Here is a 22,167-nt window from a genome sequence, read left to right as displayed (position 1 = left end):
CGAGACGGGCCGACGCCTCGGGGGGAAGCGTCGGCCCTATGGCGAAACCCGGCCTGGGGACGGGGTGGGGTGGGGACGTGACCGAGCCTCGCCGTCCATGTGGCCGCGGCAGCCTGGTGCTGCGGCCAATCTTGTTCGTCTTCAGCGAGCCGAAGCGACAGTCGGCGTCGAGAGTCCGCCGAGCGAGGTCCAACCCGTCTGATACTGCGACTCGCGCTTGACGTAGACGTAGCCGGTCTGGCTCCACGGCAGGATCGCGTTGCGCTTGTTGTCGAGCACATAATCACCGCGATCCGTACGGATCATCAGCACGGCGTGGCCGGCATTTTCCTCGTCGATCACGACGGTCATCAACATGGCGCGACGGGGCACACCGGCTTCGGCAAGACGCTTGCGCTTGAGCAGGGCGTAATCCTCGCAGTCGCCCTTGCCGTCGGTCGGGATGTCCCAGCGATCGACGACGCCCCAGTGGTCCTGGTCCGTGATCGCTTCGATCTCCCGATTTGTCTTGTTGTTGAGAGCAATAATCGTCTTCCAGAGCTTTGGCGTCATCTCGACACGCTCGGGCTCCTGAGTATTGACCGCGCATTCGACCGGATTGCGCTTGCAGAAATCCGTCCAGGCATAAGGCGCCCGGGCATCGCCCGAAGCTGCAATCGGCATGGCGGCGGCCGGTAGAGCCGCAACCTGTTGGGCCTGAACCGATGAAATTCCAGCAACTGCGATCAGCGCAGCCAGAACTGTACCCCGATGAATAGAAAGCATGTCGTCCCCTTTCCTGTCCCTGGGGCAGACGATGCGTGAGGCAGATGGATGTCGCTTGAAATGGAAACAAGCAATTTTATGTAATCAGGCGCTACGTATTCGGATCATCTGACAGTATAAATCAACGCCAAATGCCGAAGTAAGAAATGTGAGCGCTGCGTTCTCGATTCGTTAACTGTGGCAGGTCTGAATGTTGTGGGCAGGTTTCATTAACGCTGTGGGGAAACGCGACGAGGCGCGCCCCCGACTGAGGGCAGCGAGCTGTCCCTCATGTCACACTCCGCTCAGGCGAGGCGTACGGCCGGAATCCGTAGACGAGCCCATGTGGGGGGCGCTCCGGCATGGCGCTTGGATTTCAGCGCGTCGCCCCGACGCCGCACGTTGAGACATCGACGGGCTGACACCCCGGCCTAGGTCCCGAAACAGCCAGACCACGCTGACGCCCGGGCGTCATGCATGAGACGATGTCTTGAAAGAGAGAGGGGGCGATGGGCCGCCCGGATCAGAGCTCGAGATTCTCGTCGAGCACATCGGCAGAGAGCGGGAAGCGGAACTCCGCCGCGTAGCCGCCATCGAACCGGCGGACGACCTTGGCTGCCGTGCCGCCGATCTTGACCGGCGTGTTGATCGGTAGTTGCTGCTCGGTTGAAAAGGCGACGCCCGACAACGAGATGTCGATCACCCGCACGACGTGCTCCGATCCGTCATCGAGCGTCAGCATCGAGCGGGGGTTGCGCGGAATGATGCGCTCGTGACGCCGATCCTCCGGCAGTCCCAGTTCATCGCGATTGGCCAGCCATGTCAGCTGGGCGGTGAATTTCTCGCGCTTGCGGCTGGTCGCGGTGATGGTCATCGCGAAGCCTTCCAGCGTGGTGCGGACGGCAATGCCCTCAATACGCCCGAGATGTTCGAGATAGACGATGACCCGCTCGCCGGGATGAGCCTTGGCGGGAGCGACGAGATGCAGGCCGCCCGGGGAGATGTCGACCGTCTGGCAAGGGTATTCCATGCGGTTCGGAAGCATGTAGCGTCCGAGCAGCACAACCTTCATACGCTGATGCCGCCTGCGCTCGACAGGGCGGATGGCCGGACGGGAGGTGTGCTGCGCACTAAGCATCGGATTAGCCTGATTTGGGCCGACCCTAGCGGCGGGAGGGTTAACGATACGTTAGATCTTCAGTTTCTGCCGCCCGGAAGGACCAGGAATTTCGGCGGCATGACGCGTGCAACGGGTTCAGGCGCACGCTGGCTATGGGCCGACGGCCACAGCATCCGGAGCGAGATCATGCGCATGGAGGCCAAGGTGTCGAGCCCAAGCCATTCCGGCGTCAGGGCGGGTGAGAGCGCCCCGAGAACGCGTGCATGGGTCCGACCGCGATAGCGCAGCGGCAGCAACAGCAGTTCGAGATAGACCGGAGAGCCGTTCATGGTCTCGGCCGAAAGGCCAGCGACGGCGCCGGCGGATTCATCCATCACGGTTTGTACGAGGCGGCGCATTTCGCCCTGGGCTTCCACGTCCGGCCAGAGTGCAGCAAAGGCGCGTCCGCGCAGTTCGCTGCCGAAGAGCGCACAGAGCCGCGTGCCGGCCAGCCGAAAGACGGGCCCGATCGGCTCATTCTCGAGAACGAACGTGTCGGCGAGGGCATGACGCAGCGCACCTGGCTCGATCTCGCCCCGTTCCGGCGCGGAACGCTCGCCGCGCAGCACGTCCCAGTAATCGAACACAAGGCGGGTGCTCATGTTTTTCATTCTGACATCCTGTCCTGTCTGCGTACGCCGCAAGTCCGAATACGTGTCGCAAGGACACATATTCGTCAGAGCGTGGGACGTTTCGGTCCCTGCCGAATCGCGAGACGCAGTGGGCATGCCGTCTTGCCATGGGGGGCGGGCAGGACGACGGGCGCAGGCTCGTTAGGGTTAACGAAATCTTAGCATTGTGGATAACCCATTAAAATGCTTATCAAATGCAAGACAATTCGAGGGCCGGCCGCGAGGCGGGCCTGGGGTCAATCGGGGTGAATGGGGGGCGTGACCGTGTTGCCGATGCTTCGCGCAGCGGCAGGGCCACAGCCGAGAAAGGGGAGGGCCGGTGGCTCTCCCCTTTTTCATTCGGCCCGCGCAAAAGGAAGCACCGGCCAGCTTGCGTCACAGGTGCGGCTTCGGCAAGGGTTGCGTAACATGTCCCAGATTCCTGCCGGCCCGTCGGCCCCGCCAGAGCGCGAACCGATCCTGAACCTGCCATCCGCCGTCGTCTGGCTGATCGCCGCGCTCGCGCTGATCCAGGCCGGGCGCTCCGTGCTGTCGGAGTATGACGACTTCGTCCTGATGTCCTGGCTCGCTTTCGTGCCGGCGCGGCTTAGCCTCTGGCTCGACCCCAGCCGTGCGCAGGACATGCTCGCCGAGTTGACGCAAAGGATGGCCGGGCAGGATCTGGCGGACCGGTTGCAGCTTGTGCGGTTGCTGATTGCCGATGGCGGCCCACGCCTCTGGACCTTGCTCACCTATGGTCTGCTGCACGGCTCCTGGGTGCATCTGCTATCAAATGTCGTCTGGCTTGCGGCCTTCGGCAGTCCGGTGGCGCGTCGCCTCGGAACCGGGCGCTTTCTCAATCTGATGGCGCTTTCGACGATCGGCGGCGCTCTGCTGCACTGGTGGTCACGCGATCTCGATGTGCTGCCTTTGGTTGGCGCCTCGGCGGCCGTTTCAGGGGCGACTGCCGCCGCGATCCGCTTCGTCTTCGCACCTGGCTTGCGCTTTGGTGGGTTGGCGGATGACGCCGTGGTGCGCTCGATTCCTGCGGAACCTTTCGGGCATCTCTGGCGCAATCCACGCGCCCTGATCTTCATCGTGATCTGGTTCGCCACGAATTTCCTGTTCGGCGCCGGGCTGGTTCCGATCCTGGGCGAGGACACCAGCATTGCCTGGGAGGCGCATATCGGCGGCTTTCTCGTCGGACTGCTGCTGTTCCCGCTGCTCGATCGCGGCGCGGTACGGCGCTGAGGGGGCCCGAAGCCGCCAATCTGCCCGCGGCTTCGCGCCATTCGCCTTGCCGTCGCCCCGGTCTTCGCCCACACTCCCGGTTCTGCGAAGGGCTTGCGACGGCCTCTTTGGCGACTTGACCCGTCATCGGCCGGGCAACGCTCCCGTTGATTTCGCGCGCCAGGGCGATGGTGCGCCAAACAGGAGGAACGCGTTCATGAACGTCGCGCAGATTCTCGGTAACAAGGGGCACGATGTCATCTCGGTGCAGCCGCATCGTACGCTCGCCGAGGCAATCCGCACGCTTGGCGAGAAGCGTATCGGCGCAGTCGTGGTCGCTGGCGCCGACGGCAGCTTGCTCGGAATCCTGTCCGAAAGAGACATCATCCGCGCTCTTGCCGAAACTGGGACGGCCGCATTGGAGAGCCCGGTCTCGCGGATCATGACGGCCAAGGTCGTTACCTGCCGCCATGAGACCAGCGTTGATGAGTTGATGGAGCTGATGACGGTGGGCCGCTTCCGCCATGTTCCGGTGCTTGAGAACGGGCGGGTCACGGGGATCGTCTCGATCGGGGACGTCGTGAAGCACCGTGTCGCCGAGATCGAGGCCGAGAGCCGGGCCATGCGGGATTACATCGCGATGGCCTGAGGCCGGTCTGCCCTGCAGAGCGAGCAGCCCGGATCAGTCGGCCGCGATGTGATTGCTCGCGACCATGGCCGCGATCTCGTCGAGCGCGCGCCGTGCGGCGACGCGGCCGAGTTCCATGGCCTCATCGGCCCGATGGAAATCGAACAGGCCGACCTTGGCGAGCTTGGGCCCGATCATGACGTCGGGCGGATCGCCAGCCAGCCGCGAGCGCGAGATGCGATCCTGGGTGATGTTGAAGGCATCGACCATCACGCCGGCGAGTCCCGGCTGATCGTTGCTGGCGCGGCCGAGGAAGCCGCGCATGCGCCGTGCCGCACCGCTGATGCCGTCCAGCCAGCGCGAAGTCGGGCGAATGTCGAGCTCGGGCAGGGGTTCGGGGTCCGGATCCGAGCTGTGGTTCTGGATGGTGGTGCCGCGTCCCGAGAGGTCGCTGTTGAGGTTGACGCAGATCACGACATCGGCGCCAAGCGCGCGTGCGGCGGTGACTGGCACAGGGTTGACCAGGGCGCCGTCCATCAACCAGCGCCCGCCGAGCTTCACCGGATCGAAGACGCCGGGCAGCGCGTAGGAGGCACGCAGGGCCTCGACGAGTGGGCCATGGGTCAGCCAGATTTCGTGGCCCGTGCCGAGTTCTGTCGCCACTGCGACGAAGCGCTGCGGCAGGGCCTCGATGCGGATGCCGACAAGGTCGCGTTCAAGCAGGCGCTTCAGGCGACCACCGGAGATGAGGCCCGCGCCACCGATGTGGAAGTCCATCAGTCCGACGACACGGCGCTTGGTCAGGCCCATCGCGAATTCGGTCAGCGCCGGCAGCTTTCCCGCGGAAAAGCAGCCGCCGACCACGGCGCCGATCGATGTTCCGGCAATGACATCGGGGGCGAAGCCCGCTTCCGTCAGGACCTCGATTACGCCGATATGGGCCCAGCCGCGCGCAGCTCCACCACCGAGAGCAAGGCCGATCCTTGGTCTGCTGCTGCGCCGCAGCAGCGGTTCGATACTAAGGTCATTCATAGAGGCCACGCCGCCGCCCATTCCAAAGGCCCGTCGAGCAATACCATCCCATAACATGATCCCGACCCTCCGCGGGTGGATCATCGTCTCGCGAGAAAGTGAGGAGAACCTGAATCACACGCGCGACGGTTGCGCCTAACAAGCGGATTTGACAGAAAAATGTTAGATTGGTGAAAGGATTGCCAACGCGGCCCTGCATCACGTGGCGAGCAAGGTGAGAGGTTCGACTGCGGCATCGCGCAGCGGCTTCACCCGGTAAAAGCACGAGTGCCGGCCCGTGTGGCAGCACCCGCCATCGCCCGCGACCTTCACCTTCAGCCAAATGGCATCCTGGTCGCAGTCGACGCGCATCTCGAGGATGGTCTGGACCTGTCCGGAGGTGGCGCCCTTGTGCCAGAGCTCCTTGCGCGAGCGCGACCAGTACCAGGCTTCCCCCGTCGCGATGCTGCGTTGAAGGGCTTCGGCGTTCATATGGGCGACCATCAGGAGTTCGCCCGTCTCGGCGTCCGTCGTCACGCAGGTGACGAGGCCACTGGTGTCGAAGCGCGGCGCCAGCGTCGTGCCTTCCTCGAGCGCATGCTTGTCGGACAAAACGGGGAAGCTGGACATTGGCGGCTCCGCAGCAGGACAGGGCGCATCTCGCGAGGCGCCCCTTATCATGGTGGCGGTGGTTATCGCCAATGCCGCGTCGCGCCAATCCTACAGGCCAGGTGACTTGACCATGGTGAAGAAGCGGACCTGTTCGGCAGGGTCCTTGAACACGCCGGTATATTGCGTGGTCAGCGTCGATGAGCCTTGCTTCAGCACGCCCCGCATCGACATGCACATGTGCTCGGCCTCCACCAGAACGGCGACGCCGCGCGGTTCGAGCGCCTTGTCGATGATCCGGGCAATCTGCGCCGTCATGGCCTCCTGGGTCTGGAGGCGCCGAGCGTAGACATCGACGATGCGGGCCAGCTTCGACAGGCCGACAACGCCCTTCGCGGGGTAGTAGCCGATATGCGCCTTGCCGACGAAAGGCACCATGTGGTGCTCGCAATGCGAATGGAACGGGATGTCGCGGACGAGGACCATGTCCTGATAGTTGTCGACCTCCTCGAAGACCCGGTCGAGGATCTCGTCGGGATTTTCGGAGTAGCCCCTGTAGAATTCCTTGTAGGCCTTGGCGACGCGCTGCGGCGTTTCAAGCAGGCCTTCGCGGGAGGGGTCGTCGCCCGCCCACAGAAGGAGGGTACGCACAGCCTCCTCGGCCTGCTCCTGGGTCGGACGCCTGTCTGGAAACTTGTCAGCGGAGGGGCTGAGAGCCCTCTCGACGGACAAGGACTTAACCACAGGGATCATGTGGTGCCTCCCGTTACGGTTCGTGTCCCAAGGCCTAGCGATGCAGATTCGGCGGGTCGCCGTGACATCGCGTCGCCTCGTAAGAATTGCGACAAGTTCTGCTCCTGCGGCATCATCGGGCGCCACCCATCTCCCGCACGCAGGCGTTCCACCCTATATTGGAACCGCGCGCCGGTCATTCCAGAGCCGGCGAGGACCAAGTCATGCTGAGCGACGTCTACAACAAACGCATCCTGGAACTGGCAGGAAACATCCCGCTGCTCGAGCGATTGCCGACGCCGGACGCGACTGCGACCGCGCATTCCAGGCTGTGCGGCTCCACCGTCACCGTCGATCTGACGATGGACGGCGATGTCGTCACCGGCTTCGGGCATGACGTCAAAGCCTGCGCGCTTGGGCAGGCGTCCTCCTCGATCATGGCGCGCCAGGTCATCGGGTCCACGGCCGGCGAACTTCGCGCGGTTCGCGAGCAGGCGCGTGCGATCCTGAAGGAGAATGCCGAGCCGCCCGCGGGCAAGTGGAGCGATCTCGCCGTTCTGGTGCCGGTGCGCGACTATAAGGCACGCCATGCCTCGACCATGCTGACCTTCGATGCCGTGGTCGACGCGATCGGTCAGATCGAGGCGGCGCGCGAGGCCGCGGCGCCGGCAGCCAAGGTTGCGGCGCTCAGGTGAGCCCCAGCGACTTTCGGATTTCGGGACGTGTTTCGTCGAAGCGCTGCCTGAAGGCTCGGTCCGCCAGAAGCGCATCGGCAACGTGTCGGCCGACCTTCTCGCCCGCCACGAGGTCGCTGGCATAATGGAAGCCGCAAACCAGCCGGCTCTCGCCATAGCTTGTGACGCGCTCCGCGAACTTGTCCTTCAGCTCCGGGGCAGCATCGCTGAGCAGTGCGGCATAGAGTGCGGCAGTCGCGGCATGGCCGGCGGGGAAGGAGGTCCCTTCCGGCCTGCCGCCGGGGCAGGGCTTGACCCTGACCTTGTTCCACATCGCAAAGGGCCGCGTCCGCGACGTCAGGCGGCGCACGCTGAGGAGCACGATGCCGAGTTCGATATTCGCTTCGCGAAAAAGCAGGCGAACCTCGCGGTGCTCGGAGAGGTGGGCGTCGATTCCCATGCCTTCGAGAAAGCGATTGAGCGTCTGATATTGATCCGCGATCGCGGCTTTCTCGCGCTCCGGCGTCCGATTCAGCGTGATCTGAAGAACCTCTTCGAACTCCTTCCTGTGCTCGGGCGAGTTCATTGCCGGGGGCAGGCCGATGATCTTGGCGACATCGATCTTGCCGGGCTCAAGCCAGAGGAGGCTGTTCCGCTGCTGGGCAGGCGCTGATGTCAGCGACAAAAGCAAGGCAGCGGGAACCAGAATGGAGGTCGCGCCGATGCGGAAACGGGAGGCCGATCGCGGAGCGGAGCAAAGCATGAGCGAATCTCAAAATGAAACAGGTAATGACGAAGAATGATGAAATGACATCGGTGCGCGTGTTGTCACGTCTTTTTGCGCGTGCACCACGTTCTGGCGCGCATTGGTTGATCCGCGGTTACCAGCTGAGCATCTCGATGCTGATTGGACGCCAATGCCGGCATTGGCCGAGCTGCTCGAGTTACACGGATGAGGCGATCCAGCGCTTCGGGCTCTGGCGCGGTGGCTGGATCGGTGCCGCGCGGATCTGCCGCTGTACGCCGCTCGGCACCAGCGGCATCGATCTCGTCTGCGAGGAATTGCCGCCGAACTCCGCCTGGTACCGGCCCTGGTCCTATGGTCGCTGGCGCGGCGTGAATGCCCCGCCTCCGCTCGACGAGTGATCCTGCTACATCGATTGCCTGCGGCTGCCGGCTGGTATAGGCGAGGCGGGCGAAATCGGCTCGATCCCACTCGGCGCTTCGCAAAGCGTGAAGCCCTTGAACCGGATGCGGGTCTTCACGCGTTTCCCCGAACAGTATCCGGCCTTGGCTTACGGGGTTCGTTTCCCCGAGTGAGCAGGAGCGCGATCGATGACGATCTCCCTGACCTTTCCTGATGGCGCCACGCGCGAGTTTCCTTCCGGCATCACCGGAAAGGAGATTGCCGGCGGCATTTCCCCCTCTCTGCTGAAGCGCACCGTCGCCATGGCGCTCGACGGCACCGTCGTCGATCTCGGCGATGCAATCGACCGCGATGCGAATATCGAGTTCCTCAACCGCGAGGATCCGCGCGCGCTCGAGCTGATCCGCCATGATTGCGCCCACGTGCTCGCCGAAGCCGTGCAGGAACTCTATCCCGGCACGCAGGTCACCATCGGCCCGGTGATCGAGAACGGCTTCTTCTACGATTTTTTCCGGAACGAGCCGTTCTCTCCAGAGGATTTCGCGCCGATCGAGAAGAAGATGCGCGAGATCATCGCGCGCGACAAAGCCTTCACCAAGGAAGAGTGGAGCCGCGACAGGGCCAAGCAATTCTTCCGCGACAAGGGTGAGGCCTTCAAGGTCGAGCTCGTCGATGCGATCCCGGAAGACCAGACCCTGAAGATGTACGCTCAGGGTGACTGGATCGATCTCTGCCGCGGGCCGCACATGACCTCGGTCGGCAAGGTCGGCAACGCCTTCAAACTGATGAAGGTGGCTGGCGCCTATTGGCGCGGTGACAGCAACAATCCGATGCTGACGCGGATCTACGGCACCGCCTTCGCCAAGCAGGAGGAGCTCGACGCGCATCTCAAGCAGATCGAGGAGGCGGAGAAGCGCGACCACCGCAAGCTCGGCCGGGAAATGGACCTGTTCCATTTCCAGGAGGAAGGGCCGGGCGTCGTCTTCTGGCACTCGAAGGGCTGGCGCCTGTTCCAGGAGATCATCGCCTATATGCGCCGGCGGCTCGCCGCCGATTACGAGGAGGTCAATGCGCCGCAGATCCTCGACAAGTCGCTCTGGGAAACCTCAGGCCACTGGGGCTGGTATCAGGACAACATGTTCGCGGTGAAATCGGCCGGCGCGCTCGAGCATCCGAATGATCCGGAGAAGGACCAGCGCATGTTCGCGCTGAAGCCGATGAACTGCCCCGGCCATGTCCAGATCTTCAAGCATGGGCTCAAGAGCTATCGCGACCTGCCGATCCGGCTCGCCGAGTTCGGCGCGGTCCATCGCTATGAGCCCTCTGGCGCGCTGCATGGGCTGATGCGTGTGCGCGGCTTCACGCAGGACGACGCGCACATCTTCTGCGCTGAAAACGACCTGGCTGCGGAGTGTCTGAAGATCAATGACCTGATCCTCTCGGTCTATGCCGATTTCGGCTTTACCGACGATCTGGTCATCAAGCTTTCGACCCGTCCGGAGAAGCGCGTCGGTACCGATGCGATGTGGGACCACGCCGAAGACGTGATGACGAAGGTGCTGGATCTGATCGCCCGGCAATCCGGCAACCGGATCAAGACGGAGATCAATCCGGGTGAGGGCGCCTTCTACGGCCCCAAGTTCGAGTATGTCCTTCGCGATGCGATCGGGCGCGACTGGCAGTGCGGCACGACGCAGGTCGACTTCAACCTGCCGGAGCGCTTCGGCGCCTTCTATATCGGCTCCGATGGCGAGAAGAAGACGCCGAGCATGGTGCACCGCGCGATCTGCGGTTCGCTGGAGCGCTTCACCGGCATCCTGATCGAACATCATGCCGGCCATTTTCCGCTCTGGCTCGCGCCGGAACAGATCCTGGTCTGTCCGATCACCTCCGAGGCCGATGCCTATGCCGAGCAGGTCACGATTGCCTGTATGAACCAGGGTCTCAGGGCACGTGCCGATCTTCGCAACGAGAAGATCAGCTACAAGGTGCGGGAGCACTCGCTTGCCAAGGTCCCGGTGATTCTGGCCGTCGGCAAGCGCGAGGCCGAGGAGCGCACGGTGACCGTGCGCCGTCTCGGCAGCCAGCAGCAGACGGTGATGAGCCTGGACGAGGCACTCGTGGCCTTCACGACCGAGGCGATGCCTCCGGATCTGGTTCGCCGCAAGGCCGAGATGGCAGCATCCTGAAGACGCTCGTTCATGCGGGGCTCGCCAAATCCGGGCCCCGCATGCCAGAGTGCCGGGGATGCTGACGGGATCTTATCGCAAGCGGCTCGAAGCCGATTTGAGTCGCTGGGTAGCTGAGGGGCTTGTCAGCTCCGACAGTGCGACCGCAATTCGTGGCTCGCTGCGGCGCGACGGGGGCTTTCGGCTTCCGGGGCTGCTCGGAATGCTGGGCGGGTTGCTCATCGCGGCAAGCGTTGCAGCCTTCGTCGCGGCGAACTGGGAGGAGATTCCGCGGCTGACGAAGCTGGCAATGATCCTGGCCAGTATCGTGGTCGCGCTCGGGATTTCAGCCAGCCTCGAGATCCGAGGTTCCAAGCTTGGTGCCGATGCCGCCTCGACCTGCGGTGTCCTCTGTTTTGCCGCCGGTGTCGCTCTGGTCGGCCAGATGTATCATTTGCCGACGGATTGGCCGGGGGGCGCGCTCCTGATCGCGCTCGGCGCATTGGCCGTCGCGTTTCTGCAGCGCTCGGACGGTGCTCTGATCGTTGCGTTCATCGCTCTGGCAAGCTGGAGCTGGGGGCGCTGGCAGGATAGCGGCGGCTCGCTCCAGTTCTATTTCCTGCTCGGCTATCTGCCGGCGCTGTGGTTGGCATTGGGGCGCCGGGCCCGGCTCGTGCATCATGTCGCCGTCCTCTCGCTCGCGTGCTGGCTGGCGCTCGTGCCCGGTGACTGGCTGCGTGGCTCCTTCGACTACTGGCTCCTGGCCTATGGGCTCGCGCTCTCGACCTCCTATATCGTGCTCGGTGCGGTGGCGCTGGATCGCGGCGGGCCGACTCTGCTAAGCGCCTGCCTGCCCTGGGGGCTGCTCGGGCTGATGGTGGTGCTCAATGTTGAGCTGATCCGCATCCTCGATTCCAGCTGGTCGCGGGGCGGGCAGGCGAGCTGGCCGGTCTATCTCGCCTATGCCGTCGTTGTGCCTGGCGTGTGCGCCTTCGTTGCGTTGGCGCGCGAGCGGCGTTTTGCTGTTCCTCTGGGCATCGCTCTCCTGTTTGCACTTTTGGTGCCGACGATCTTCTGGATGGGTGGTGCGATGCGCCTGTCCGGCAAGGTCGTGGTGGCGAGCCTCGTCCTCGCGAGCGCCGTTGGGTTGATTGCCGCCGGAGCGATCGGCGGAGTCCGGCGTCTGGTCGTTGCCGGTGCGGCATTGTTCGGTGTCGCCATCCTGATCCTGCTTTGGCAGACCATCGGCAGCCTGCTCGACCAGTCGCTGTTCTTCCTGATCGCAGGCGCGGTGCTGCTGCTGCTTGCCAGTGGTGCGCGACGGCTCTTCGCGCGCCTTGCCCGGCCGGTGGGGGAGGTGGCGTGATGGGCGCGCTCGTCGCCGACCGGATCGTTGCCCGCGTGCCGGCGACCTTGCGGGCCCTCGTCTCGATGATCGTGCTCTGCGGCGCGATCGGGATGCTCGTCGAAGGCCGAGCCCGCATCCTGCGTTCCGGCAGCGAGGTGAGGTTGAGGACGGCGCCAGTCGATCCGCGTGACCTGTTTCGGGGTGATTACGTCATCCTGAATTACGATATCAGCACGCTCGATCTTGCCGGCCTCCAGGGGGACCGCGACTTCAGCCGCGGCGATCCCATCCATGTGCAGCTCACCCCTGGCACCGATGGCTTCGCCCGGCCGGTCGGAGCCTACAAGATCAGGCCGCCGACAAGCGGGTCGGATGTGGTGATAGAGGGCCATGTGCTCACCACTGGCGTGTGCCCGCGAGCGGAGAACGGGACCGTTGATTGCTCACGAATCCGCAACGGAATGCGTGTCGCCTATGGGCTCGAGAGCTACTTCGTGCCGCAAGGGACCGGGCTCGCGATCGAGCGCACGGAACGCAGCAGGCTGGAAGTCGTTGCGGCCGTCGCACCCTCGGGCAGTTCTGCGATCAAGCGGCTGCTGATCGACGGCAGACTGGTCCACGCCGAGCCACCCTTCTAGGGCTGGCTCGCGTCGGCATTGCCTTGGGGCAATGCGAGGCCGCGTTCGAATATCAATAGAATCAAGGCGTTCACGGCGAAGCCCCGCTCGGTCGCGGAGTCGTGATTGATCGATCCGCCGGCTTTCCAGCAGGCACGCGACGGCTGCCATCTTCCGCGCATATTCCGGAGACACATAGATGTGATCCCGCTTCCCCATGGCGGCCGCATCGATAGCGTTATATGAACGTGAGATGAACGGAATCAGCAGACTCTGTTCATGCTTGGCCCGGCCTTGGCGGTCCGGGTGGTTGGCCTGAAACACCGATGGCCGTGTTCCTCGCGTTCCGGAGAAGCTGCTGGTGTCGCATTTCCCGTCCTTCGGGCACTACCTTCTTCGCGGCGCGGGTGCGCTGGCTGCGAGACCGGTGGGACGCGACATGCGGATCGATGCCGTCCGCGGGCTCGCCCTGCTGGTCATCTTCATCAATCACATGCCGGGAAACGTCGTTGCTGCCGTGATGCCGCATAATTTCGGCTTCTCGGATGCGGCCGACATCTTTGTTCTCCTGGCTGGCGTCTCGGCCACGCTCGCCTATGGCTCGGTCATCGAGCGCCGTGGTCTCGGCATGGGAGCGCTCCGTATCGGCGGCCGTATCTGGACGCTCTACATCGCCCATATCGCAGTTTTCGTGATCGTCTGCGGGGTTGTGGCGCGGGCTGTAACGACCACCCAGAACCCGCTCTATATCGAGGCGATCAATATCCAGCCCTTCTTCAACGACACGCTCTCGGCACTGGTCGATGCGCTGACGCTGACCTACCAGCCGAATTATCTCGACATCCTGCCGCTCTATATCGTGCTGCTGGCCGCCTTTCCGCTGATCTATCGGGCCGTGCGCTTCAATCCTGCGCTGGCGCTCCTGGGTTCGGTGTTGATCTGGCAGGTCGCGGTCACTTTCGAGGTGAATCTGCCGAATACGGGTACGCCGGGCTGGTTCTTCAATCCCTTCGCCTGGCAGCTCGTCTTCACGCTCGGCGTGGTGGTCGGCCGCGGTGTGCAGATGGGCGTCGTCATGCCGAGGTCAGCCATCATCGATGCCCTCGCATTTGCTGTTGTCGGGCTCGCCCTGATCATCAAGGTTTCAGCGGGAAATCCGTTTGGCATTACCGCCTTGAACGAATGGATCGAGAACCTGCAGATCGGCAGTGACAAGACCAATCTGGCCTGGACCCGCCTGCTGCATCTGGCGGCTCTCACCTGGCTCTTCGTGCGTTTCGTGCCGGCGCAGTCGGCGCTGGTTTGCGGAGTGGTTGGGCGGCGACTTGCAGTATTGGGCCGGCATTCCCTTGAGATCTTTTGCACCGGTATCGTCCTCGCGATTATCGGACAGATCATTCTGGCGGAAACCTATTTCGCCTTGAGCATTCAGTTGCTGGTTTGTCTCGGTGGCATTACCATACTGACAGTGCTAGGAAATTTCCTGTCGTGGTATCAGTCCAACGCGCTCCGTGGTTCCGCAGAGAAGCCGGCTTCCGGGCTGCACAGTTCTGCGCCGCAATCCTGACGACCGCACTTGTCACCAGTTCCGTTCAGGCCGGGCCCCTGACGCTTGCCGGTCGGGCCGATCTGCGCTGCCGTTCGGGAGCAGCCCAGTTTCCCTTCCAACCGATGCTGCCGGCCGCCAAGCGGGTTCTTCGGGACACAGGCAAGCTCACCATCGTTGCGCTCGGTTCGTCGGCCACCGCCGGAGCCGGGGCAAGCGAGATCAGCCACAGTTACCCCGCGGTTCTCGAGGCCGAGCTCAAGCGCCGGCTGCCCGAGGCCGAGGTCAAGGTCGTCAACAAGGGTGTTGGCGGCCAGTCGGCCTATGACATGCTGCAGCGGATAGACACTGAGGTCCTGGAAGAGAAGCCGGCGCTGGTGATCTGGCAGACGGCGGTCAACGACGCCGTCCGCGACATCGGCGAGGAGAAGCTGGCGAAAATCCTGCGGAAGGGAATTCGCAAGCTCCGCGATGCCGATGTCGACACCGTCCTGATCGATCTGCCTTGGCTGCCGCGCGAAGAGCGCTATCCGAAATATGACGACTACCGGGCTGTCCTGGCAAAGGTCGCGGAGGAGCAGGGTGCTGCGGTGTTCCCGCGCTACGGCATCATGAAGATCTGGGCGAGATCAAAGCAGTTCACGGCCGAGGAACTCGTTGGCATGGACGGGCTCCATATGGTCGATGCGGGCTATCGCTGCCTCGCCGTCAGAATCGCGGACGGGATTGCCGCCGAGCTGACAGGGGCCAAGCTCGGCCTCGCGGAAGCTCCCAGCGCCAGCAACTGAGCATTGCGGCTGCGGTCCTCCCGGCGGAGGACGGGTTCACTTCGTGGCGATGACCTCGATATCGCGATCGAGTCCGCTCTCGACCTTGAAGTCCTTCGAGAAGATCTGGCCTTCCTGACGTGCAATCAGCACGTAGTCGCCTTCGGCCAGGATCACTTGCGGGAAGGCACCGATGGCTTCGCGAATGACGTCGCCGCCGGGTGTAAGCACGCTGAAGGCGGTGCCGGCGAAGGCCTCGCCGCCGGGAGACGCGACGAGCTTCAGCGTTACCCGCGCGGCCCGGTGGTGCAGGGTGGCGTCGGTGACCTTCCCCGATTCCACGGTCACATCCGCGCGCTGGATCGCGTTGGAATCGCCGTAAGTCGAGACCACGTGATAGGTGCCTTCAGGCAAGCGGATCAGCTCGCCTGCCTTGGCATTGCCGACGAGGCGACCTTCCGAGTTCCCCTGCAACGGCACGAAGATCGAGAATGAAAGCTGCGCCGCCTGGATCGGTGTCTCGCCGATCGAGCCTGCGAGGGTGAGGCCGCCGGCGCTGATCGGAATCTGTTCGCGCGTTCCTTGCGGGCCGAGCACCACCCGCTTGGTGCCGCTGGCGAAGCCATAGGCCGCGTGCAGCACATAGGAGCCAGGCTCGAGGGAGAACACCGGTTCCGCATCATTCGAGCGGGCGACGATGCGTGGCGGCGAGCCGTCGACGGACTCGACGAGGACGCGCCAGACGAGGCCGGAGCGGATCGGCTTGCGGTCATTAGCGAATTGCGCGCTGGCGCTGAGATTGGCCGAGCCGACCGTCGCGGTGCTTCCCGGCGCCGGCGGGGGGGAGATCTCCGGGATATTCGGTGGCGAGGGTGACAGCGGAACGATCTGTGCGATCGCAGCCGTTAGGGAGAGGAGCAGCGCGAGGGCAGCCGATGACAGGCGCGCGAGCATTCGCGCGCACGGCGCGCTGGTCGGGGCCCGTCTCTGGAAACGATCCAATTCAAACATGCTCATGGTCCTTGACGCCCTTGCGCCCGCGTCTGAGCAGGCTTGCTTGTCCTCTTCATGGCAAACCACTAGTTCAGATGCCAATAGCGCTGGCGGCCCCATAGGCTCTGCCGGCCGTTTCTCTCGCCCGGAAGTCTCATGACCGATACGCTCGCCCTGCTCAAGCTGCGCCGTTCGGTGCCGCCGCAATTCCTGTCTGCTCCCGGCCCCAGCGCCGACCAACTCCGCGACCTATTGACCATTGGCACGCGTGTGCCCGATCACGGCAAGCTTGCGCCGTGGCGCTTCGTTCTGTTCGAGGGCGCTGCCCGCGAGACGGCTGCCGATGTGGTCGCAAAGGTGTTTCGCGCCAGGAATCCTGATGCCGACGACGAGAAGGTGGCGTTCGAGCGGAAGCGCCTGACCCATGCGCCGCTGATCATCGGCGTGGTCTCGCGTGCGCGGCCTCATGTCAAAATTCCGGAATGGGAGCAGGAGCTTTCCGCCGGGGCCGTCTGCATGAACATCCTCGTGGCTGCTCACGCGATGGGTTTCGGTGCTTCCTGGCTGACCAACTGGTTTTCGTTCGACCGCGACGTGCTCTCTGCGTTCGGCCTCGCTGATGATGAGCGCATGGCAGGCTTCATCCATGTCGGAACGCCCGAAACCGTCCCCGCCGACCGGGACCGGCCGGTGCTCGCCGACATCGTCAGCCATTACGGGGCCTGAGCCGATGATCTACTCGACCGCGCTCGAGGACCACGGCCTGCCGCACGACCCGTTCAAGGCGATCGTGACGCCGCGTCCGATCGGCTGGATCACGGCGCTGAGTGCCAAGGGCGAGATCAATCTCTCGCCCTACAGTTTTTTCAACGCCGTCTCGTCGCGGCCGCATATCGTGATGTTCTCCTCCGAGGACAAGAAGGACGCGGTTTCCTTCATCGAGGAGACGGGCGAGTTCACCTGCTCGCTGGTCACCAAGGCACTGGCGCAGCAGATGAACCTGACATCGGCGCCGCTGCCGCGCGGGGCGAGCGAATACGAGCATTCCGGGCTCGCAATGGCCGAGTCAAGATTCGTCAAGGCTCCGCGTGTCGCCGGCAGCCCGGCCGCGCTCGAGTGCAAGCTGCTCTCCATCCAGCAGCTCAAGGATCTCGACGACAAGCCGGTGCCGCGCTGGATGGTGCTGGGTCAGGTCGTCGGGATCTTCATGGATGACGCCTATGTCCGGGACGGACGTTTCGACACGGCGGCGGCCCATCCGATCGCCCGCTGCGGCTATGCGGACTATGCCGAGGTCGACCACCTGTTCTCGATCATCCGCCCGACCGGCGGCTGAGCAGGGCCCGTGCCGCGGCCGCCGGACGAGGATGACGACTGGCGAATGACCGTCAATCTGCTTGCGATCATCGCCACGCTTCTGCTGCTTGGCGCCGGAATCTGGCTGCTCTTCGGACTCGATCGCGCGCGGAAGGCGCAGGATTGCCTGTCCTCGACACAGCGCAACTGCCGCCAGATCCGCGTTCCCTGATCGAACCTGGGAAACCGATTCTTCAGAATCGGTTTCCGGGGTTCATCGACCCAGCTTCTCAGCCCGCGCCTTCAGGCGCTGTGCCCTGACAAGATGGGGGCGATCGAGCATCTCGCCGTTGAGCCCGATCACGCCCACGCCCGGATTGGCCGCGAACAGGGCGATGATGGCCTCGGCCTTGGCGACCTCCTCAGGCGCTGGAGCGAAGACCTCGTTGATGACCGGGACCTGCGCGGGATGGATCGCCATCTTGCCGGTGAAGCCGTCCCGGCGAGCCGCGATGCATTCGGCGCGAAAGCCATCGGCATCACGGAAGTTTGTGAAGACGGTGTCGATCGCATCGACCTGCGAGGATGCGGCGGCGAAGAGCGTGAGCGATCGGGCAAGGCGGTAGGGATCGGCATAGGAGCCGTCGCTCAGGCGGTTGGTCTCAGCGCCGAGATCAGCGGACAGGTCTTCCGCTCCCCAGGTCAGAGCCGCAAGCCGATGGGTCGCGCCGGCATAGCTGCCGAGGCCGAAGATGCCCTTTCCGGTCTCGGTGGCGATCGGAATGATCCGCGTCGCGCCGTCCGGGAGTTCGCATTCGGCCTCCCGAACAGCGATCCTGGCGGCGAGATGCGAGACATCGGTGCCGCCCTCGGATTTCGGCAGCATGATCGCATCGGGGGCACCCGGCATGATCATGTCGAGGTCGGCATCGCTGAGCCCGGTCGTGAGCGCATTGATGCGCACGATCAGGAGGGGCCGCTTCGCCTGCTGGCGAGCCGCCTTGAGGAAATCCAGGCTGATGGTGCGGGCCTGGGCCTTGCCGTCGAGTGCGACGGAATCCTCAAGGTCCAGGATCAGCGCATCGGCGCCGCTCTCCAGGCCCTTCTGGAGCTTCTTCGGGCTGTCGCCCGGTACGAAAAGGAGCGAACGCATCCGGTCAGACCGCGATCGTCGTGGGTTCGGGGTGTTTGCGCATGAAGGCCTGGCGGCGACATTGGGCGACCAGGGTGCCGTCCTGCTTAAAGGCGCGATGGTGGAACTCGACGATCCCGGCATCGGGTCGCGAGCGGGACTCACGCTTGCCGACGATTTCGGTGACGCAGTTCACGGTGTCGCCCTCGAAGAGCGGGGCAGGGAAGGTCACGTCGGTCATGCCGAGATTGCCGATGGTGGTGCCGACCGTGGTGTCGTTGACGGAGATGCCGATCATCAGCCCCAGCGTGAACAGGGAGTTCATCAGCGGCTTGCCCCACTCCGTCTCGGTCGCGCAGAAATGCGCATCGATATGAAGAGGTTGCGGATTCAAGGTCATGTTCGAGAAGAGCATGTTGTCCATCTGGGTCACGGTGCGCGTAAGCCCGTGCTCGATGACCGCGCCGACCTGGAAATCCTCGAAATAGATCCCGCCGCGCTTGTGCCGTTTCACCTCGGTCATGAACGCTCCTCCAATGCCGCATTCCGGCGCTTCAAGCCGGCTCGGTGATTCCGCGTGTTTAACGGTTCGCTTACCATAATCGGGGCAGTCTCCACAGGAGCTCCGGCACCTTGCGCTCGGGCTGCCCGAGAGTCTGCATGTTCCTGTTCACTACGCCTACGACGCGCGAGACTGCACCGGCCAATCCGGTCGTCAATGCCATTCGCGACGGCGCCGAACGGAGCGGTGCCGGTTTTGATTACCTGCTGAAGACGGCGCAGCGCGAATCGGCGCTTGATCCCGATGCGAAGGCCAAGACCTCGAGCGCCACCGGGCTGTTCCAGTTCATCGAGCAGACCTGGCTTTCCATGGTGAAGCAGGAGGGGCCGAAGCAGGGGCTTTCCAATTACGCCAATGCGATCAGCGCCGACGAGACCGGTCGGCTCAGCGTGCCGGACGCCGCGACGCGAGAAAAGATCCTGCAACTGCGCAATGATCCGCAGGTGGCTGCCGTCATGGCCGGGGCACTGACGCAGAAGAACCGCGACCAGCTTGCCTCGACGCTCGGTCGCCAGCCGAATGCCGGCGAACTCTACATGGCGCATGTGCTCGGCTCGCGCGGCGCGAGCGACCTCATTCGCGCCGCCGGCAACGATCCGACGCGGGGCGCAGCCAAGGACTTTCCCGAGGCCGCTTCGGCCAATCGCAACATCTTCTTCGACAAGGCCGGCCGCGCCCGCACGGCCCAGGAGGTCTACGGCGTGCTGGCGGCGAGCCATGCCAACACGCAGCTTGCCGCAGCGACCACGACCGGGAGCGTCAAGTCCGCGGCCGGCGCTGACCAGCCGGTGCCGATTGCTGCCGCGTTGGCGCCTGACCGGGCCAAGGGGCTGATCGGGCTGTTCTCGACCGAGGGCTCGCGCCAGCCGGTCTCCAAGGCGGTGGCCAATCTCTGGACGACGCCGCGTAGCGATGCTTCGCGTCTGGCGGCGCTCGATCCGGCCGACCGCTATTTCCCGCGGCAGGGCGCAAGCGGCGCCGCTCCGTCTCCTCCGTCCGCCTCACCGGCGCCCGCGAACCCACCGACTGCTACAACTGCTCCCTTGCCGCCATCGCGCCCGCTCGATCTGACCCAGGCTGGAAACACCGTACCCAAATCCACGGCGAAGCCGCGTCGCGCCCCGCTCGATCTTTCCGCCTTCATGGTCCAGCGGAGCGGCACATGATCGTTCGCCGTTTCCTGCTCTGGGCCCGCACGGCCAATGCCGAAGCCCGTGCCTCCGGCGCAGCCGCGCTTGCGGGCGCCTATTTGCACTCCGGTATGTCCGACGAGGATCGCCGCGAGGCCGAAACTGCGCTGATCGCGCTGATCGACGATCCGTCGCCCCTGGTTCGCCGCGCCATCGCCGAGGAGGTCGCGACCTCCCCGCGTGCGCCGCGTGCGCTGATCCTCAACCTCATCGCCGAGCAAAGCGACGTGAATGCACTGGTTCTGGCGCATTCACCGGTGCTGTCCGAGGCGGACCTGGTCGATGCGGCTGCCGTCGGGGATGCCCTGGCGCAACGCGCCATCGCACAGCGGCCGTGCCTGCCGACCAGTGTTGCGGCAGCACTCGCCGAAGTCGGCTGCGAGGAAGCGCTGCTGGCCCTGGCAGGCAATCGCAGCGCATGGATGCCGAGTTTCTCGCTTGAGCGCATGTTCGAGCGCGCGGGCGGCTCCGGTGCCTTGCGCGAGGCGCTGCTTGCCCGAAACGATCTGCCCGCAGGACTACGCCAGGCCATTGCAGGGCGGATGTCGGATGCGTTGGCGAGCTTCGTCTCCGGCTGCGGCTGGCTGACGCCGGAGCGCAGCGCAAGGCTGGCGCGCGAGTCGACCGAGCGGGTTGCCGTCGCACTCGCAGCAGGCGGCGAAGACAGTGATGCGCCTGCGATCGTCGAGTGCCTGCGCGAGAACGGCCGGCTGACGCCGGGGTTGATGCTGCGCTCGCTCCTCAGCGCAGAGCCGGCCCTGGCGGAGGCTGCGTTCTCGTCCCTTTCCGGTCTGCCGCTCGCTCGGGTGTCGGCGATCCTTCGGGACAGGAGCGGCGCGAGCTTGCGGGGGCTGTATCGCAAGGCCGGCATGCCGGGCTCGTTGCTGCCGGCCTTTGCGGCAGCCATCGCCGCATTGAACATAACCGGCTTCGAACGGGTGAGCGGTACGCAGGGCATCGACCGCGCCATCATGGCCAGCGTCATGAGCTGCTGCGAGAGCCTCGAAGGCAGTGAGGCCGATTCGCTGAACGGTCTGCTGCGGCGGCTCGATGCCGAGGCGGCGCGCGAGGAAGCGCGGCTGATGGCGGATTCGTTCGCAGATGATGCGGCGCTCGCCCTGCTGGTCGAGGCCGATCCGTCCCTGCTCGTCGAACTCGACGAGGCGGATCTTCGAAACGCTGCCTGAGGCGTCGTCGCCGGCTGGTCAGTAGCCGAATTGCTCGCGCAGGATGCGTTCATCCAGGCTGTGGCCGGGATCGTGCAGCATGACGAGGTCGATGCTGCGGTCGATCGCGATCGCGACCGAGACGACATTGTCGATCTGGATATGGTCGGCCATCGCACTGACGGGGCGTTTTGGCGCTTCCAGGACCTCGATCATCACCTGCGCCTGGTCGGGAAGCAGGGCGCCGCGCCAGCGCCGCGGGCGAAAGGCGGCGATCGGAGTCAGGGCCAGCAAAGGCGCATCGAGCGGCAGGATCGGGCCATTGGCCGAGAGATTGTAGGCTGTCGAGCCCGCAGGCGTCGCGAGCAGGATACCGTCGGAAATCAGTTCCTCCAGCCGCACCTGGCCATCGACGGACAGGCGCAGCTTCGCCGCCTGGTAGGAGCGCCGGAGCAGGGACACTTCATTGATCGCCTTGGCACGGTATTCCCGGCCATTCTCGTCGATCGCGAGCATCGAAAGCGGGTGGACGATGCTGCGATGGGCGGCTTCCAATCGCTTGGTCAGGCCTCGCTCGCGGAACTCGTTCATCAGGAAGCCGACCGAGCCGCGATTCATGCCGTAGATCGGCTTTCCTGTGCCGATGAAGCGATGCAGCGTCTGCAGCATCAGCCCGTCGCCACCAAGCGCCACAATGACATCGGCGCTGTCGCAATCGGCATTGCCATAGCGCGCGACGAGCTTCTCCAGCGCGGCTTCGGCCTCTGGCGTCTCACTGGCGACGAAGGAGATGGCTGCGAAGCGCGCGGTCATCAGGGGGTCCGGATCAGCCAGGCT

The 22,167-nt window shown here is 64.5% G+C and carries 25 protein-coding genes; 14 read left to right on the top strand and 11 right to left on the bottom strand.

The annotated features are described in order from the left end of the window. Positions 1-141: 141 nt before the first annotated feature. The 3 genes from AB4118_RS19995 to AB4118_RS19985 all read right to left on the bottom strand — a co-directional run bounded on the left by AB4118_RS19995 (position 142) and on the right by AB4118_RS19985 (position 2,505). Positions 142-765: a transglutaminase-like cysteine peptidase gene (locus AB4118_RS19995; RefSeq protein WP_069880063.1), complete on the bottom strand. Its 624-nt coding sequence runs from the start codon at positions 763-765 to the stop codon at positions 142-144. Between the two features lie 502 nt (positions 766-1,267). Beyond that, complete coding sequence (locus tag AB4118_RS19990) at positions 1,268-1,882, bottom strand: PilZ domain-containing protein (RefSeq protein ID WP_441491404.1); 615 nt, start codon at positions 1,880-1,882, stop codon at positions 1,268-1,270. 59 nt (positions 1,883-1,941) lie between these two features. Next, the gene (locus tag AB4118_RS19985) at positions 1,942-2,505 is read right to left on the bottom strand and encodes a PAS domain-containing protein (RefSeq protein ID WP_441491403.1); all 564 of its coding nucleotides are present in this window, start codon (positions 2,503-2,505) and stop codon (positions 1,942-1,944) included. A 438-nt stretch (positions 2,506-2,943) separates the two neighbouring features. Here AB4118_RS19985 and AB4118_RS19980 point away from each other — a divergent pair, with 438 nt between their 5' ends. Both AB4118_RS19980 and AB4118_RS19975 read left to right on the top strand, forming a co-directional pair. Further along, the gene (locus AB4118_RS19980) at positions 2,944-3,765 is read left to right on the top strand and encodes a rhomboid family intramembrane serine protease (RefSeq protein ID WP_441491402.1); all 822 of its coding nucleotides are present in this window, start codon (positions 2,944-2,946) and stop codon (positions 3,763-3,765) included. Between the two features lie 196 nt (positions 3,766-3,961). After that, positions 3,962-4,393: a CBS domain-containing protein gene (locus tag AB4118_RS19975; protein WP_441491401.1), complete on the top strand. Its 432-nt coding sequence runs from the start codon at positions 3,962-3,964 to the stop codon at positions 4,391-4,393. Positions 4,394-4,426: 33 nt separating this feature from the next. On the opposite strand, the gene AB4118_RS19970 is transcribed toward AB4118_RS19975, so the two are convergent. The 3 genes from AB4118_RS19970 to folE all read right to left on the bottom strand — a co-directional run bounded on the left by AB4118_RS19970 (position 4,427) and on the right by folE (position 6,745). Further along, positions 4,427-5,404 carry a patatin-like phospholipase family protein gene (locus AB4118_RS19970; RefSeq protein WP_441491400.1) on the bottom strand — a complete coding sequence of 326 codons (978 nt, stop codon included), beginning with the start codon at positions 5,402-5,404 and terminating at the stop codon, positions 4,427-4,429. A 198-nt stretch (positions 5,405-5,602) separates the two neighbouring features. Continuing rightward, positions 5,603-6,013 (bottom strand): phosphoribosyl-AMP cyclohydrolase, encoded by a 411-nt coding sequence (hisI, locus tag AB4118_RS19965; protein WP_441491399.1) that lies wholly within the window; start codon positions 6,011-6,013, stop codon positions 5,603-5,605. A 90-nt stretch (positions 6,014-6,103) separates the two neighbouring features. Next, on the bottom strand, positions 6,104-6,745 hold the full coding sequence (gene folE / locus AB4118_RS19960) for a GTP cyclohydrolase I FolE (RefSeq protein WP_441491398.1): 642 nt from the start codon (positions 6,743-6,745) through the stop codon (positions 6,104-6,106). Between the two features lie 203 nt (positions 6,746-6,948). Between folE and AB4118_RS19955 the strand changes: the two genes are divergently transcribed. Further along, positions 6,949-7,419: an iron-sulfur cluster assembly scaffold protein gene (locus tag AB4118_RS19955; RefSeq protein ID WP_441491397.1), complete on the top strand. Its 471-nt coding sequence runs from the start codon at positions 6,949-6,951 to the stop codon at positions 7,417-7,419. On the opposite strand, the gene AB4118_RS19950 is transcribed toward AB4118_RS19955, so the two are convergent. After that, positions 7,412-8,161, bottom strand: coding sequence for a phosphatase PAP2 family protein (locus AB4118_RS19950; protein WP_441491396.1), 750 nt, complete (start codon positions 8,159-8,161; stop codon positions 7,412-7,414). The two genes, AB4118_RS19955 and AB4118_RS19950, sit on opposite strands and share 8 nt — an antisense overlap. Before the next feature lie 44 nt (positions 8,162-8,205). Between AB4118_RS19950 and yidD the strand changes: the two genes are divergently transcribed. The 6 genes from yidD (at position 8,206) to AB4118_RS19920 (ending at position 15,012) form a co-directional block, all read left to right on the top strand. Next, positions 8,206-8,544 carry a membrane protein insertion efficiency factor YidD gene (yidD, locus tag AB4118_RS19945; RefSeq protein ID WP_441491563.1) on the top strand — a complete coding sequence of 113 codons (339 nt, stop codon included), beginning with the start codon at positions 8,206-8,208 and terminating at the stop codon, positions 8,542-8,544. A gap of 189 nt (positions 8,545-8,733) precedes the next feature. After that, positions 8,734-10,734: a threonine--tRNA ligase gene (gene thrS, locus AB4118_RS19940; RefSeq protein ID WP_441491395.1), complete on the top strand. Its 2,001-nt coding sequence runs from the start codon at positions 8,734-8,736 to the stop codon at positions 10,732-10,734. A 58-nt stretch (positions 10,735-10,792) separates the two neighbouring features. After that, the gene (locus AB4118_RS19935; RefSeq protein WP_441491394.1) at positions 10,793-12,079 is read left to right on the top strand and encodes a DUF2157 domain-containing protein; all 1,287 of its coding nucleotides are present in this window, start codon (positions 10,793-10,795) and stop codon (positions 12,077-12,079) included. Next, positions 12,079-12,699, top strand: a complete 621-nt coding sequence (locus tag AB4118_RS19930) for a GDYXXLXY domain-containing protein (protein WP_441491393.1) — start codon at positions 12,079-12,081, stop codon at positions 12,697-12,699. The genes AB4118_RS19935 and AB4118_RS19930 overlap by 1 nt, the downstream gene beginning before the upstream one ends. Positions 12,700-13,039: 340 nt before the next feature. Next, positions 13,040-14,245 (top strand): OpgC family protein, encoded by a 1,206-nt coding sequence (locus tag AB4118_RS19925; RefSeq protein ID WP_441491392.1) that lies wholly within the window; start codon positions 13,040-13,042, stop codon positions 14,243-14,245. Continuing rightward, positions 14,167-15,012, top strand: a complete 846-nt coding sequence (locus AB4118_RS19920; RefSeq protein WP_441491391.1) for an SGNH/GDSL hydrolase family protein — start codon at positions 14,167-14,169, stop codon at positions 15,010-15,012. The genes AB4118_RS19925 and AB4118_RS19920 overlap by 79 nt, the downstream gene beginning before the upstream one ends. A 36-nt stretch (positions 15,013-15,048) precedes the next feature. Here AB4118_RS19920 and AB4118_RS19915 read toward each other — a convergent pair whose 3' ends face one another. Then, positions 15,049-15,945, bottom strand: a complete 897-nt coding sequence (locus AB4118_RS19915; RefSeq protein WP_441491390.1) for a hypothetical protein — start codon at positions 15,943-15,945, stop codon at positions 15,049-15,051. A gap of 195 nt (positions 15,946-16,140) precedes the next feature. On the opposite strand from AB4118_RS19915, the gene AB4118_RS19910 reads away from it, so the two are divergent. Genes AB4118_RS19910 through AB4118_RS19900 form a run of 3 tightly spaced genes read left to right on the top strand, consistent with a single transcriptional unit; the run spans position 16,141 to position 17,512 of the window. Next, entirely contained in the window at positions 16,141-16,710 is a 570-nt protein-coding gene (locus AB4118_RS19910) for a nitroreductase family protein (RefSeq protein WP_441491389.1), read from the top strand. Between the two features lie 4 nt (positions 16,711-16,714). Further along, positions 16,715-17,320 (top strand): flavin reductase family protein, encoded by a 606-nt coding sequence (locus AB4118_RS19905; protein WP_441491388.1) that lies wholly within the window; start codon positions 16,715-16,717, stop codon positions 17,318-17,320. A 45-nt stretch (positions 17,321-17,365) separates the two neighbouring features. Next, entirely contained in the window at positions 17,366-17,512 is a 147-nt protein-coding gene (locus tag AB4118_RS19900) for a hypothetical protein (protein ID WP_441491387.1), read from the top strand. 42 nt (positions 17,513-17,554) lie between these two features. Here AB4118_RS19900 and AB4118_RS19895 read toward each other — a convergent pair whose 3' ends face one another. Continuing rightward, positions 17,555-18,433, bottom strand: coding sequence for an HpcH/HpaI aldolase/citrate lyase family protein (locus tag AB4118_RS19895; protein WP_441491386.1), 879 nt, complete (start codon positions 18,431-18,433; stop codon positions 17,555-17,557). 4 nt (positions 18,434-18,437) lie between these two features. Continuing rightward, on the bottom strand, positions 18,438-18,935 hold the full coding sequence (locus AB4118_RS19890; protein WP_441491385.1) for a MaoC family dehydratase: 498 nt from the start codon (positions 18,933-18,935) through the stop codon (positions 18,438-18,440). Between the two features lie 137 nt (positions 18,936-19,072). Between AB4118_RS19890 and AB4118_RS19885 the strand changes: the two genes are divergently transcribed. After that, positions 19,073-20,140 carry a lytic transglycosylase domain-containing protein gene (locus AB4118_RS19885; protein WP_441491384.1) on the top strand — a complete coding sequence of 356 codons (1,068 nt, stop codon included), beginning with the start codon at positions 19,073-19,075 and terminating at the stop codon, positions 20,138-20,140. Then, complete coding sequence (locus tag AB4118_RS19880) at positions 20,137-21,351, top strand: DUF2336 domain-containing protein (RefSeq protein WP_441491383.1); 1,215 nt, start codon at positions 20,137-20,139, stop codon at positions 21,349-21,351. Before AB4118_RS19885 ends, AB4118_RS19880 begins: the two co-directional genes overlap by 4 nt. Before the next feature lie 18 nt (positions 21,352-21,369). Here AB4118_RS19880 and AB4118_RS19875 read toward each other — a convergent pair whose 3' ends face one another. Continuing rightward, positions 21,370-22,143, bottom strand: a complete 774-nt coding sequence (locus tag AB4118_RS19875) for an NAD kinase (RefSeq protein WP_441491382.1) — start codon at positions 22,141-22,143, stop codon at positions 21,370-21,372. Positions 22,144-22,167: the final 24 nt, after the last annotated feature.

This window comes from Allobosea sp. 2RAB26 (assembly GCF_052115465.1).
Lineage (GTDB): Bacteria > Pseudomonadota > Alphaproteobacteria > Rhizobiales > Beijerinckiaceae > Allobosea.
The sequence above is the reverse complement of the archived record's forward strand: the minus strand, read 5'-3'. Positions and strand labels throughout refer to the sequence as shown.